General features: G+C 60.7%; 13 protein-coding genes and 1 tRNA gene. 6 read left to right on the top strand and 8 right to left on the bottom strand.

Features of this window, described 5'->3' with window-relative positions; genetic code table 11:
- The first annotated feature begins 39 nt into the window (after positions 1-39).
- From K5R88_RS11320 to K5R88_RS11300, 5 genes are all read left to right on the top strand, one after another.
- Positions 40-312, top strand: a complete 273-nt coding sequence (locus K5R88_RS11320) for an HU family DNA-binding protein (protein ID WP_002552737.1) — start codon at positions 40-42, stop codon at positions 310-312.
- Between the two features lie 53 nt (positions 313-365).
- Positions 366-443, top strand: a tRNA-Leu gene (locus tag K5R88_RS11315).
- A 102-nt stretch (positions 444-545) separates the two neighbouring features.
- Entirely contained in the window at positions 546-2417 is a 1872-nt protein-coding gene (locus K5R88_RS11310; RefSeq protein WP_226299966.1) for a SurA N-terminal domain-containing protein, read from the top strand.
- 230 nt (positions 2418-2647) lie between these two features.
- The gene (locus K5R88_RS11305; RefSeq protein WP_226299965.1) at positions 2648-3481 is read left to right on the top strand and encodes a DUF2242 domain-containing protein; all 834 of its coding nucleotides are present in this window, start codon (positions 2648-2650) and stop codon (positions 3479-3481) included.
- Between the two features lie 199 nt (positions 3482-3680).
- Positions 3681-3827, top strand: coding sequence for a hypothetical protein (locus K5R88_RS11300; protein WP_192419911.1), 147 nt, complete (start codon positions 3681-3683; stop codon positions 3825-3827).
- Positions 3828-3830: 3 nt separating this feature from the next.
- On the opposite strand, the gene K5R88_RS11295 is transcribed toward K5R88_RS11300, so the two are convergent.
- Complete coding sequence (locus K5R88_RS11295; RefSeq protein WP_008042651.1) at positions 3831-4871, bottom strand: AraC family transcriptional regulator; 1041 nt, start codon at positions 4869-4871, stop codon at positions 3831-3833.
- 3 nt (positions 4872-4874) lie between these two features.
- Complete coding sequence (locus tag K5R88_RS11290; RefSeq protein WP_226299964.1) at positions 4875-6005, bottom strand: carbon-nitrogen hydrolase family protein; 1131 nt, start codon at positions 6003-6005, stop codon at positions 4875-4877.
- A 264-nt stretch (positions 6006-6269) separates the two neighbouring features.
- Between K5R88_RS11290 and K5R88_RS11285 the strand changes: the two genes are divergently transcribed.
- Complete coding sequence (locus tag K5R88_RS11285; RefSeq protein ID WP_008024639.1) at positions 6270-7277, top strand: Ldh family oxidoreductase; 1008 nt, start codon at positions 6270-6272, stop codon at positions 7275-7277.
- 39 nt (positions 7278-7316) lie between these two features.
- Here K5R88_RS11285 and K5R88_RS11280 read toward each other — a convergent pair whose 3' ends face one another.
- The 6 genes from K5R88_RS11280 to K5R88_RS11255 form a co-directional block, all read right to left on the bottom strand.
- Positions 7317-8897, bottom strand: coding sequence for an aldehyde dehydrogenase (NADP(+)) (locus K5R88_RS11280; protein WP_226299963.1), 1581 nt, complete (start codon positions 8895-8897; stop codon positions 7317-7319).
- Between the two features lie 137 nt (positions 8898-9034).
- Positions 9035-10432, bottom strand: coding sequence for a fosfomycin efflux MFS transporter AbaF (abaF, locus tag K5R88_RS11275; RefSeq protein ID WP_008042632.1), 1398 nt, complete (start codon positions 10430-10432; stop codon positions 9035-9037).
- A gap of 71 nt (positions 10433-10503) precedes the next feature.
- On the bottom strand, positions 10504-11421 hold the full coding sequence (locus K5R88_RS11270) for a dihydrodipicolinate synthase family protein (RefSeq protein ID WP_008024642.1): 918 nt from the start codon (positions 11419-11421) through the stop codon (positions 10504-10506).
- A 128-nt stretch (positions 11422-11549) separates the two neighbouring features.
- Entirely contained in the window at positions 11550-12578 is a 1029-nt protein-coding gene (locus K5R88_RS11265) for a trans-3-hydroxy-L-proline dehydratase (RefSeq protein WP_008024643.1), read from the bottom strand.
- Positions 12579-12704: 126 nt separating this feature from the next.
- Positions 12705-13427: an amino acid ABC transporter ATP-binding protein gene (locus tag K5R88_RS11260; RefSeq protein WP_008042626.1), complete on the bottom strand. Its 723-nt coding sequence runs from the start codon at positions 13425-13427 to the stop codon at positions 12705-12707.
- On the bottom strand, positions 13420-14070 hold the full coding sequence (locus K5R88_RS11255) for an amino acid ABC transporter permease (RefSeq protein ID WP_226299962.1): 651 nt from the start codon (positions 14068-14070) through the stop codon (positions 13420-13422). Before K5R88_RS11255 ends, K5R88_RS11260 begins: the two co-directional genes overlap by 8 nt.

The following is a 14070-nucleotide window of genomic DNA, read 5'->3' as shown; positions in this document are numbered from 1 at the left end:
ACTTAGAATCATACTCAAATAGATATAAGGGGACTTAGAGTGAACAAGTCGGAACTGATTGATGCTATCGCTGCATCCGCTGATATCCCGAAAGCTGCTGCTGGCCGTGCGCTGGACGCTGTAATCGAATCCGTCACTGGCGCTCTCAAGGCTGGCGACTCTGTTGTTCTGGTTGGTTTCGGTACTTTCTCCGTGACTGATCGTCCAGCTCGCATTGGTCGTAACCCACAGACCGGTAAGACACTGGAAATCGCAGCAGCCAAAAAACCAGGTTTCAAAGCCGGTAAAGCACTGAAAGAAGCTGTCAACTAAGTTCGATTCAGGTTTTTGCCTATCCGGGTCGGGGTCATGCCTGACCTGGCAGCGGAGCGGTAGTCCAGTCGGCAAGTTGCCGGTCCGAGACACCGAGGGTCGCAAGTTCGAACCCTTGGTCCGCTCCGCCAGTTACGAGAAGGCGCATCCTCGGATGCGCCTTTCTTCTATCCGGATTCTACCCACGCTCCACGGTTGCCTAATTTTGAAGTTCAACCGTTTCTGGGGGACGCATGCTGCAGAATATCAGGGACAATTCACAAGGCTGGATTGCCAAGACCATTATCGGGGTCATCGTTGCACTGATGGCTTTGACCGGTTTCGACGCCATTTTTCAGGCCACCACCCATCGTAACGATGCGGCCAAGGTCAACGGCGAAGAAATCAGCCAGAACGAGCTGAGCCAGGCGGTCGATATGCAACGCCGTCAACTCATGCAACAGCTGGGCAAGGATTTCGATGCTTCCTTGCTCGACGAAAAAATGCTGCGCGAATCGGCCCTCAAAGGCTTGATCGACCGCAAGCTGCTGCTGCAAGGCGCAGAAAACTCGAAATTCGCTTTTTCCGAAGCGGCTTTGGACCAAGTGATCCTGCAAACCCCTGAGTTCCAGGTGGACGGCAAGTTCAGCTCCGAGCGTTTCGATCAGGTTATTCGTCAGCTCGGCTACAGCCGCATGCAATTCCGCCAGATGCTGGCTCAGGAAATGCTGATCGGCCAACTGCGCGCTGGCCTGGCTGGTAGCGGTTTCGTCACCGACGCACAGGTGCTGGCCTTCGCCCGTCTGGAAAAACAGACCCGCGACTTCGCTACCCTGAACGTCAAGGCTGACCCGGCGGCTGTGAAGCTGACCGACGATGAGGTCAAGGCCTACTACGACGAACACGCCAAGGAATTCATGACGCCGGATCAGGTGATCATCGATTACCTCGAGTTGAAGAAGTCTTCCTTCTTTGATCAGGTCGCGGTGAAAGACGAAGACCTGCAAGCGGCGTATCAGAAAGAAATCGCCAACCTGTCCGAGCAACGTCGGGCGGCGCACATTCTGATCGAAGTGAACGGCAAGGTGACCGAGGCGCAAGCCAAGGCCAAGATCGAAGAAGTTCAGGCCCGTCTGGCCAAAGGCGAGAAGTTCGAGGCCCTGGCCAAGGAGTTCTCCCAGGATCCAGGTTCGGCGAACAACGGTGGTGACCTCGGTTACGCAGGCCCTGGCGTCTACGATCCAGCGTTCGAAACCGCGCTGTATGCGTTGGCCAAGGACCAGGTTTCGGCCCCGGTTCGTACTGATTTCGGCTTCCACCTGATCAAGCTGTTGGGTGTCGAGGCGCCGGAAGTTCCGACCCTCGCCAGCCTGAAAGACAAGCTGACCCGCGAGCTGAAAACCCAGCAGGTCGAGCAGCGTTTCGTCGAGGCGACCAAGCAACTGGAAGACTCGTCGTTCGAATCTTCCGATCTGGCCCAGCCGGCACAGGACCTGAAACTGACCGTTCACACCTCCAAGCCGTTCGGCCGGGAAGGTGGCGACGGCGTTGCAGCCAACCGTGCGGTGATCGCTGCCGCGTTCAGTCCTGAAGTGCTGGATGAGGGTGCCAACAGCACCGCCATCGAACTCGATCCGGAAACCGTGATCGTGTTGCGTGCCAAGGAACACCTGAAGCCTGCGCAACTGCCGCTGGAAAGCGTCTCTGCCGCCATCCGCGGGCAATTGGCCAAGGAGCACGCCAGTGCTGCCGCCAAGACCAAGGCTGATGAGCTGATTGCCGGCCTGCGCGAGGGCAAGACGCCGCTGGACAAGGCGATTGATGGTCAGAGCTGGAAAGTCACCGCTGCGGCGAATCGCGCTCAGGAAGGGATCGACCCGACTGTGCTGCAAGCGTTGTTCCGCATGCCGAAGCCGGTTGCCAAAGACAAACCGACCTTCAGCAGCGTGACCCTGGCCGATGGTAGCCTGGTGATCGTGCGTCTGAACGGCGTCAACGAAGCCGCTGCGCCGACCGACGAAGAGAAGGCTCAATACCGTCGCTTCCTCGCCTCGCGTATTGGCCAGCAAGACTTTGCGGCCTACCGCAAGCAGTTGGAAGCCGAAGCGGACATCAAGCGTTTCTGATGCCTGACTGAGTTTCCCGCGACACAAAGACCCCGGCCAAACCGCCGGGGTTTTTTGTGGGCACAGAAAAAGCGGGCAGGGGCTGTCCGTCGGCTGAGGTTTTTCCGGGCGACTTTTTCCTGTAAATGGCAGTCATTACACTTGTAACTGTTTCAAGACACTAATCGATGCGACGCTAAGCATCGATCTGTTGCACAATACGCCCCGGACCGTTTTTCTCAGGATGCTCAATGTTTAAATCATTTCCCGTGCGGGTTGTCGGGCTGGCGTTGGTGCTGGCCGTCGCGGCCGGTTGCTCTTCGAAAAAAGCCCCGATCTATGAGCATGAGAACTTCGACGACTCCGGAACCTTTTCGCGCAATTACCCGGTCACCGATGCGCAATCCTGCGAAGCCGCCCGTCGCGCGTTGCTCAGCCAGGGTTACATCATCACCAGCAACGACCCGAAGCTGATCAGTGGTCACAAGAGCTTCCAGCAGACCGGCGAGACCCACATGGAGATCAGCTTCAGTGTGGTCTGTGCCGATGATGGCAGCGAAGGCCATCACGCGACCATGTTCGCCAACGCCTTGCAGGATCGCTATGCGCTGAAGAAGACCAACAACTCCGCGAGCCTCGGTGTCGGTGTGTTGGGTTCGGTATCGATGCCGATCGGCTCGTCCGACGACTCGATGGTCAAGGTCGCCAGCGAAACCGTCTCGTCGGCTAAGTTCTACGAGCGTTTCTTCGCCCTGGTGGAGTTGTTCCTGCCGCCGGAAGCAAAAAAAGCCGCGCACATCGTCGAAAAGCCGAAAACCGATCTGGGCGTGCCTGAAGCCAAGGCCGCACCGGCGCCTGAGCCGGCCTCTGCCGCTCAATCAGCTCCAGCTCCAGCTCCGGCAGCCGAGCCTGCGCCGGCACCTGCTGCGGAACCGGTTGCACCGCCACCTGAGCCTGCACCGGTTGCACCGGTCGAGAACGCTGAATCGGTGGCACCGTCGACGGAAAATGTCACGCCACCGGCGCAGTCGAATTTGCCTCCTCCGAGCGAACCGATTCCTGCCATGCCTGTGACCAGCCAATAATCGGTGACTGACGTTCCGGGATCGGCTCGCAGCCTGTCGATCCCGGAATCGTGTTCAAGTTTGATCCGCGTCAACCCAGGCCACATTCCGATGGCCTGCATCGAAAAATCCTGTGATAAATTCCTGACCACCTGCTACGTTTTATTCAGTAGCGACGGAGTGTCGTGCCTGCGTCATTTTTCTTTCACGCGGGCACTTTATGCTCAAGGTGCAGGTCATTTATTCAAGCGTTTTTTCAACGAGCGATGGGGGATTCAAAATGGACGATTATCAAGAAGAGCTGCTCGAGTTCCAGGCCTTTGAACTGGACCCGCTGGAACCGGCTGAAGACGCTACCGAGCTGTAAGCGTCAGGCCGACTGGCGGTGACTGCGGCGAAACTCGCCGGGTGTCTGACCGCTCCAGCGTTTGAAAGCACGTTGAAACGCTTCGGCTGAGGCAAAGCCCAGCAGGTAGGCGATTTCACCGAACGCCAGTTCGGTGTCACGAATGTAGGTCATGGCCAGGTCGCGACGAGTGTCGTTGAGAATTGCACGAAACTGCGTGCCTTCCTCGGTGAGTTTGCGGCGCAAGGTCCAGGTAGGCAGCTTCAGGCGTGCCGCCACTTCTTCCAGGTCGGGTTCCCGGCCACCATTGAGCAACGGCCCCAGTAACTGAATGATGCGTTCACGCAGGCTGCGGGTGCGTGTCAGTTGTTCCAGTTCCCGTTCACACAATTGCAGCAGGTGTCGCCACGTACTCGGGCAGTGCAGCGGGTTGCGCTGAGCGAGGCTGGCCAGACTCAGGCGCAGTTGGTTCTGCTCGGCGCCAAACTGGATCGGGCAATCGCCCAGCACCGCATAAGCGTCCCGGTAATCCGGCTCGTCGAACTCGATCTCGATGCGCTCAGCGCTCAGGGGAACAGGGCTGACGCTGGACAATTGTTGCAACCAGCCGGCGATGATCGAATCCACCACGAAGCGGTTATAGGCGTTGTAAGGGCTGATGGAATAGAACCGCAGCCACGCGCCTTGGGCATCTTCGTGGAAACTCGATTGACCGCGATAGTTGGAGCCGTACAAGGCTTCGAAGCGAATCAGACAGCGCGCCGCTTCGCGTACTGTCGGTGCCTGCGCGGCGGTAACCCCGGCGAGGCCGGCCTGGCTCAGGCGACTGAGTTGGCCCATGCGTAAACCCAGTGCCGGGTCGGCGGTCAGTTGGATGGCGCCGTGGCCCAGGCGCATGTAGCGCGGGATCGACAGCCGGGCGCAGGCTTCGCCAAGCCGGGCGGGGTCCAGGCCATACTGGTCGAGCAGGGGCTGGGGATCAATGCCGTGACTGCGCACCGCGTCGGCCAGGCTATGAACAAAGCCCACCGACAGATCGCCCAGACGCATCGGCAACGGTTTCATGGTTTACAACCAAAGGTTCAGCAAACGCGCGCCACGGAAGTTTCCACCGGCGAAATGCTGCCCGTTGCTGCTGAGAAAACTTTGCCCGGCGCTGCCCTGATCCCAGAACTGCCCGCGCAGGAATACGCTCATGCCGGCGATGGCCTGGCTGGCGGGCGGTTGAGCGGTCAGCGTCAGGCGGTGCCAGGCTTGACCCTCGCTCAGTTCGCCAGCCTTGAGGCTGACGGAATCGGGCGCCGACAGACCCTTGTAGCCGCGCCATGGCTTGTCCCAGGCGCCGCGACCGATGACGAACGCCGGGACCGCGACCAGTTGCGCGCCCTGATCGTCGAGTTGGCGGTAGTTGTCCGGGTACCAGCTGTCGCTGCCGATCAACACACCCAGGCGTCCGGCCGGGGTGTCGACGACATTGAGCGTGTGTTCGCCATTGGCCTGGATCACATCGCTTTCATCGACGATCGGGTGCATCTGGCGTTGTGGCTGGCCAATCGGCAGCCCGTCGCGGCCGAACACCACGCTGCTGTTGTACAGCGCACCGCGACCGATTTTCAGCGTGCCGTCGATGATGCTCGGCTCGGGCAGCACGATGGAGCCCGCCACGAGCGTCACGTGAAATTCCTTTGCCAGCCCACCAAACAGGGCCTGGTAATCCTTGGCCATGCTCTTGGCTTTCATGCGCAGGTGCGCATCGTCGAGGCGGTTGTCACCCTTGGCGCCGATCAGCGCGCGGATGAACTTCAACGGGTTGCTCACCGCCAGCCAGTTCATGGCTTCCTTGAGCGTGGTGGCTTGATACAACTCGTCTTTCTCGCCGCTGACCATCAGCCAGGTGCCGACATGTTCGGGCAGCACCACGATGGTTTTTTCATTCAGCAGCCCCTGTTCCTGGGCTTTCTGCAAATAGGCCGCGAGTTTGCGGTGCAAGCGTTCGGTGCTTTGGTAGTCGGTGGGAAACAGTTCGGGCTGGATACCCAGCAGGTTGCCACGATCGGCAGGCGTTCCCTGATCGATGGCGAGATCGATGCGCAAGTCCGACAGGTAATGACCCGCCGGACGATCCGCGGCCCACATGGCGTAGGTCGTCAGGGCGGCAATCAATGCCATGGAGAAAGTCAGGTACAGAAGTTTGCGCATGGGAAAACAGTTAGTGGCCGTGTGCAGGGTTCAAGATTGGCGTTCAGGATGGGGGACGAGGCTACGGTAAAACAACGCGTTGAGGGGCGGTTTTTTTGATTTTTTTGCGGTTTTGCAGCGAATGATGGCCGACGATGCCGAACCAATGCAAAGACGCATCGCAATGATCCATATGTGCCGAATTCGTCATGGCGTCGGCCTAAAGCGATCAAGCCGTGACGGCTGGAACGGGTCAGGCTGGACGGTCTGTTCAAGGAGGTGATTATGATCCGTCTGTCCCTGGCCGAAGCTCGCGAGCTGGCCGAATCGATCTTGCTGCACAACGGTTTCAACCTTGCCCACGCTCAGGCGGTGACAGCCACAGTGATTGCCGGCGAGCGCGATGGCTGCGCCTCCCATGGTTTGTATCGGATCCTGGGCTGCGTCAACTCACTCAGGGCAGGCAAAGTGGCGGCCGATGCCGAGCCGCAGGTCATCGATCAAGCGCCTTCGATCGTGCGCGTGGACGCGGCGGGTGGTTTTTCACAATTGGCGTTCCAGGCGGGGCTGCCGTTGTTGGCGCAGAAAGCCCGGGCAAACGGTATCGCTGCGCTGGCAATCAATCGCTGCGTGCATTTCTCTGCGCTGTGGGTTGAGATCGAGCAACTGACGGCGGCCGGCCTCGTGGCATTGGCCTGCAATCCCAGCCATGCCTGGGTGGCGCCCGCGGGCGGCAGCCAGCCAGTGTTTGGCACCAATCCCATTGCGTTCGGCTGGCCACGCTCGGGCAAGGATCCGTTTGTGTTCGACTTCGCCACCAGCGCGATTGCCCGTGGCGATATCGAGTTGCACCGGCGCGCCGGCAAAGCGCTTCCCGAGGGTTGGGGTGTGGACGCGCAGGGCCAGCCCAGCACCGATGCCAACGTGGTGCTCGATGCGGGCGCGATGCTGACGTTCGGTGGGCATAAAGGCTCGGCGCTGGCGGCCATGGTGGAGCTGATCGCCGGACCGCTGATTGGTGATCTGACCAGCGCCGAGTCACTGGCTTACGACGCCGGCAGCAAGTCGTCGCCGTACCACGGCGAGTTGATCATTGCCCTTGATCCACGACGTTTTCTCGGTGAAGCCACCGAGCAGCATCTGGCCCGTGCCGAGGTCTTGTTTGAGAGTATTGAAGGGCAGGGCGCACGGTTGCCCTCGCAACGGCGCTATGAGGCGCGAGCGCGTAGCCTGGTGGAGGGCGTCGAGATTCCCGAGGCGTTGTACAACGATCTGAAAGCGCTGCTGGGATGAGTGAGAGCGTGCGCCACCGGTAAACCGGTGGCGCTTTTTTTACAGGGGCGTGCGTTGACTGCTGCCATCGACCAGGCGAGCGATGCCCAGCGGGTTGGCATTTTTCAGCGGGTCGGGCAGAAGCGCGTCGGGACAGTTCTGATAGCACACAGGGCGCAGGAAACGCTCGATGGCGAGGCTGCCGACCGAGGTGCCGCGCGCATCTGAGGTGGCCGGATAAGGCCCGCCATGCACCATCGCATCGCAGACTTCGACGCCGGTCGGGTAACCGTTGAACAACACCCGGCCAACTTTTTGCTCCAGCAGCGGTAACAGCCCGGGGTGATTTTGCAGGTCGCCGGCTTCAGCAATCAGCGTGGCCGTGAGTTGCCCGTGCAAGTGCTGAAGTGCCCGTTGCAGTTCGGCTTTGTCGGCCACTTCCACCAACACTGTCGCCGGACCGAACACTTCTTCTTGCAACAGCGGGTCGCCATCGAACAACAGACTCACGTCAGCCTTGAACAGTTGCGGCTGCGCCTGTGTGCCCTGTTGATCGCGACCGGCCAGGTGAGTGATGTTCGGGTGCGCGTGCAACGCCTGCACACCGTTGGCGTAGCTGTCGAGCGTGCCGAAGTTGAGCATGGTCTGCCCCGGTTGCCCCGCCATCACGGCGCTCAGCGATTGGGTGAAGGCGCTGAACGCTGGCGAGCGAATACCGATCACCAGTCCCGGGTTTGTGCAGAACTGGCCACAGCCGAGCACCACGGAGGCGGCGAGTTCGTTGGCAATTTTCTCGCCCCGCATTTGCAGTGCTTCGGGCAATACCAGCACGGGATTGATGCTGCTCATTTCGGCGAACACGGGAATCGGCTGCGCTCGTGCCGCGGCCATGTCGCACAGCGCGCGGCCACCCTTGAGTGACCCCGTGAAACCGACCGCCTGAATCGCCGGATGTTTGACCAGGGTTTCGCCCACGCCAGAACCGTAGATCATGTTGAACACACCCTTGGGCATGTCAGTCTGCTCGGCGGCACGGATGATTGCGTCGGCCACGAGTTCGGCCGTCGCCATATGCCCGCTGTGGGCCTTGAACACCACCGGACAACCGGCGGCCAGGGCGGCAGCGGTATCGCCACCGGCGGTTGAGAATGCCAGCGGGAAATTGCTCGCACCGAACACCGCGACCGGGCCGACGCCGATCCGGTATTGGCGCAAATCAGCTCGTGGCAGTGGCTGACGCTCGGGCAGGGCCCGGTCGATGCGTGCCGCATAAAAATCGCCACGGCGCAGGACTTGCGCAAACAGGCGCATCTGGCTGCTGGTGCGCGTGCGTTCACCTAGAATCCGTCCGTTCGGCAGCGCCGTCTCGCGGGTCACCAGAGCGATGAAATCATCGTCCAGTGCCTCCAGTTGCGTGGCGATGGCTTCGAGAAATTCCGCGCGGCGTATAGCCGACAACGTGCGAAAGGTCGGGTAGGCGGCTGCGGCGGCCTGGGCGGCGGCGTCGACTTCTTCGTTGGTGGCCTGCATGAACGCGTAGGGCAGCGCTTCACCGGTAGTGGCGTCGTGGCTGCGCACGGTGATTTTGCCAGCAGCACTGCGCGCACCGCCGATGTAGTTGTGGCCGATGATCTCGGGCATGGAAAGCTCCTGTCGGAATGTGGGGGACTGGATCTGTAGGAGCGAAGCTTGCTCGCGAAGGCGGTAATACATTCAACAGAGATGTCAGCTGACACATCGTCTTCGCGAGCAAGCTTCGCTCCTACAGGTCTGCGGCGTCAGGCCAAGGAATCGCTGCGGCGTGCGGTCACTGGTTCGGCATCGTGGAGGGCGGCGATGCGCGCGGCAGATTCGCTGTCCACCAGGTGCAACGACTTGCCACGTGTCTCACGGGTCAAGCCGACCGCGATGATAGAGATCAGCGACGCGCCGACCAGGTAAAACGCGATCGGTGTCGAGCTGTGGTACTTGTTGAGCAAGGTGATCGCAATCAACGGAGCGAGGGAGCCGGCGAAGATCGGCGCCACCTGGTAGCACAGGGACAACGCGGTGTAGCGCACGTGAGTCGGGAACATTTCCGCCATCAGCGCCGAGTAGGGCGCGTAGGTCATCGACTCGATGGCCAGGCCCAGGGTGATGGCCGCCATGATCAGCCAGTTGTTGCCGGTGTCCATCATCGGGAAACCGATGAAACCCCAGAACGCCGTGAGGATCGCGCCGGTCAGGTACACCGGTTTGCGCCCCACCAGGTCAGACAGATAACCCATCAACGGAATCATGAAGAAGTGCAGCAGGTGCGCGCCGAACATCAGCAGCAGAATTTCGGACGTGTCCTTGTGCACCACCAGTTTCAGATAGGTAATCGAGAACGTCACGACGGTGTAGTAGAGGATGTTTTCGGCAAACCGCGCGCCAATACCGACCAGTACCGAACGCCAGTGGTGACGCAGCACTTCGACCACGCCCAGTTGCTGTTGCTTGGTCTGCGCCTGACGGGCCTGGGCTTCCTTGAAAATCGGCGCGTCATCGACGCTGGTGCGAATCCAGTAGCCGATCAGTACCACGAAGGCCGAGAACCAGAACGCCACGCGCCAGCCCCAGGCGAGGAATTGCTCCTCCGACAGGTTCGACGACAACAGCAGCAGCGCAACCGTCGCCACCAGGTTACCGGCCGGCACACCGGCTTGCGGCCAACTGGCCCAGAAACCTCGGCGATTGTCCGGGCAATGCTCGGACACCAGTAGAATTGCACCGCCCCATTCGCCGCCAAACGCGAAACCCTGGATCAGCCGCAGCAGCACCAGCAACACCGGTGCGGCATAGCCGATCTGGTTGAAGCCGGGCAGGCAACCCATCAAGAAGGTGGTGATACCGACCACCACCAGGCTCAGTTGCAGCAGGCGCTTGCGGCCGTACTTGTCGCCGTAGTGACCGAACACCAGGCCACCCAACGGACGGGCGAGAAAGCCCACGGCGTACAGGGCGAAAGCGGCGATGATGCCGTCGATGGGACTGTCGGTCTGGCGGAAGAACAACTGGCCGAAGACCAGTGCCGACGCGGTGCCATAAAGGAAGAATTCATACCATTCGGCGACTGTGCCGGCCATGGCGGCGGCCACGACGCGCTTGAGTCCAGAGGGTGTGGTTGCGCGGTGAGCGTGTTGAGCGTTGGGCATGCTGGCGTTTCCTGTAGGGGCGCAAAAACAGGTAGCCGGGCCGGGGCCGCAAAACCCCGCCCGGCAATCACTCAGAGACCGACGTCCGGCAAGTGCGGACGGTTGGCCAGGGCCTTGGCCATGATCTGCTCGACGAAGACCCGATCTTCTTCCGGCAGGGCCAGGCGTGGCGGACGGGTCAGCGCACTGCCGCGACCGGCGATGGCTTCGCACAGCTTGATGCACTGCACCAGGTCGGCACGGGCGTCGAGGTGCAGGATCGGCATCAGCCATTCGTAGATCGGCATGGCTTCGGCATAACGTCCGGCCTTGGCCAGGCGGAAGATGGTTTCGCCTTCTTTCGGGAACACATTGGACATGCCCGACACCCAGCCTTCAGCGCCCACGGCGAGGCTTTCCAGCACCACATCGTCGAGGCCGGCGAACAACACAAAACGGTCACCCACTTCGTTGCGGATGTCGATGAAGCGGCGGGTGTCGCCAGAGGAATCCTTGAAGCACACCACGTTGTCGCAGTCGGCCAGGGCAATCAGGATGTCCGGGGTCACGTCGTTTTTGTAGATCGGCGGGTTGTTGTAGACCATCAACGGCACGTCGGCGTTTTTCGCCACGTAGCGGTAATGCTCGGCCGTTTCGAACGGCTTGGAACCGTAGACCAGCGCCGGCATCAGCATCACGCCATCGACACCGACCTTGCGCACGGCGTTAGCGACCTTGGCCGCTTGCACACTGGTGAATTCGGCCACACCGCAAATCACTGGCACACGGCCGCGCGAGGCATCGACCGCGACTTCGGTCACGGCGATTTTTTCTTCAGCGGTCAGCGAAGTGTTCTCGCCTACCGAGCCGCACACCACCAGGCCCGACACGCCGTCGCGGATCACGTTGGAAATCACCTGATGGGTTTTATCCAGGTTGATCGAGAAGTCATCGTTGAATTGAGTGGTCACCGCGGGGAAGACGCCACTCCAGTTAATTCGCTTGCTCATTGTTGCCTCCGGGTTGTTTATTGTATTTCGTATACGATATTTAAAATGAAAAAATTCGGCTAGTGCTTTTTTCAGGTTTGTGGGGTTTTTGTCAGCCGTCGGTCGGGGTGGTCAGTGCTTCAGAGTGTTCAGGCACCGGGCCAGGTGTCTGACAGTCGATAGCCTTGTGGCCACGGATCGTTCGGATCGAGCAGCAATTGATGGGTGCCGGTAATCCAGGCCCGGCCGGAAATGCAGGGGTAGATAGCGGGGCGTCCGGCCACTTCGGTCAGTGAGTCAATCCGACAGTGGAATTCGGAGCCGATGATCGAGCGACCGATAAAGCGCTCGCCGACGCGCATCAAACCCTTGGCGTGCAACACCGCCATGCGCGCCGAGCAACCCGTGCCGGTCGGCGAGCGGTCGATCTTGCCCGGTTGAATCACCACCGCGTTGGCGCCGGTGGCAATGCCGTTCTCGTGGACGACGGGCGCGGCGATCTGGCAAAAGGAAATGTGTGACCACTCAGGGTTCAACGGATGCACAAAGCCCAATTGCTCGTTGGCGGCACGGGTGATTTTCAGCCCGACCGCCACCAGGTCGGCGGCTTCATCGGGGCGGATTGAAAAACCCAGTTCCCTGGCATCGGCGATCACAAAGCTGTCACCGCCATAGGCGGTATCGACTTTGAGGGAGCCGACACCTTCCACTTCGATCCACGCGTCGAGGCGATCGGCGAAGGACGGCACGTTTTTGATTTCCACCCGTTCGACCTTGCCGTCACGGCAATCGGCCACGGCTTCGATCAGGCCGCCGGGGGCTTCGAGCACCAGCCGGGTTTGCGGTTCGGTCATTGGCACAATACCGGTGTCGAGCAACACGGTGGCCACGCACAGGGAATTGGAGCCGGACATCGGCGGGGTATCCGCCGGTTCCATGATGATCCAGGCCATGTGCGCCCGCGGGTCCTTGGCCGGCACCAGCAGGTTGACGTGGCGGAACACCCCGCCACGCGGCTCGTTGAGCACGAAGTTGCGCAGGGTTTCATCCCTGGCGATCCAGCGTGATTGTTCCCAGACCGTGGCGCCGGGCGGTGGTGCGACGCCGCCGACAATTACGTCGCCGACTTCACCTTCGGCGTGGCAGCTGACTACATGAATCACTTTCGATGAGCGCATTGTCTCCTCCTTGTTTCGTCTGTTCGGGCCTCATCGCCGGCAAGCCGGTCTCGCTCCCACAGGGATCTGTGGCGCTCACAAAACACTGTGGGAGCGAGACCGGCTTGCCGGCGATGGGGTCATCGTCTATTTCACCGATTTTAGAAACGCAGCGGTTTCCGCATGTACCGGATTACCAATCACCTGATCCGGCGAACCAATCTCATGCACCAGGCCGTTGCGAAAGAACGCCACGCGGTCGGACACGTCCCGGGCGAAGCGGATCTCGTGCGTCACCAGCACCATGGTCATGCCGTCTTCGGCGAGCATGCGCATGGTGTCCAGCACTTCGCCGACCAACTGTGGATCGAGGGCCGAGGTGGCTTCGTCGAACAGCATGTAGTCCGGTGACATCGCCAGGGCGCGGGCAATGGCCATGCGTTGTTGCTGGCCGCCCGAGAGCTTGCCGGGGAACACCTTGAGCTTGTCGCCCAGGCCAACGTGAGTCAGTTGCTGCACGGCCAGCGCCTCGGCTTCGGCCTTGCTTTTGCCCAGGACCTTGCGCGGTGCGAGCATCACGTTTTCCAGCACGGTCAGGTGCGGGAAGGCATTCCATTGCTGGAACACGATGCCGATTTTCTGCCGCAGGTGATTGAGGTCGGTTGCGCGGTGATGCACCTCGACGCCATCCACGCGGATGTTGCCTTTCTGGATCGGTTCCAGGCCATTGATGCACATCAGCAGGGTCGATTTTCCCGAGCCGGAGCCGCCGATGATGGACACCACTTCGCCCTTGTTCACGGTCAGGCTGACACCCTTGACCACATCAAGGTCGCCGAAGGATTTGTGTACGTTGTCGATCTCAATCATTTTCTTGCCACCTTCTTTCCAGACGAGCGCCGAGGCGTGCGACCACCAGGCTCATGACGTAGTAGATAAGGCCCGCGATGCACAGCACCAGCAGCGGTTCCTGAATGCGGGTCACGATGGTTTGCGAGGCGCGAAGCAGTTCGACGATGCCGATCCACATCACCAGCGCGGTGTCTTTCATCACCCCGAGCACCAGGTTCAGCCAGCCGGGGAAGGCTACGCGCGAGGCCATCGGCAGGACGATCCAGCGCAGGTCCTGGAAGAAACTCAGGCCCAGTGAACGGCTGGCCCGGCGCAGGGTCAGCGGTACCGACAACACGCCGCCGCGCACGATCTCGGTGAAGTACGCGGCGGCGAAAACCCCGAGCACGATGCAGCCCACGCTGAAAGCACTGATGTTCAGGCCGACGATGCTCTTGAGCGAGTTGAACAGCACGAACTGGATCAGCAGCGGCACGCTGCGAAACACGTCCAGTACCCATGCCAGTGGCAGGCTGGCCCGTGGCAACAGCGCACGCAGCAGGCCGAACACCAGCCCGGCGAATGTGCCGAGCAGGATCGCCCAGCAAGTCAGTTGCAGCGTGATCCAGGCGCCGTTAAGCAGGAACAGCAGGTCGTTCCAGGAAAAACCGGTGGAAAACAT

Source organism: Pseudomonas sp. MM213 (assembly GCF_020423045.1).
GTDB lineage: Bacteria > Pseudomonadota > Gammaproteobacteria > Pseudomonadales > Pseudomonadaceae > Aquipseudomonas > Aquipseudomonas migulae.
The sequence above is the reverse complement of the archived record's forward strand: the minus strand, read 5'-3'. Positions and strand labels throughout refer to the sequence as shown.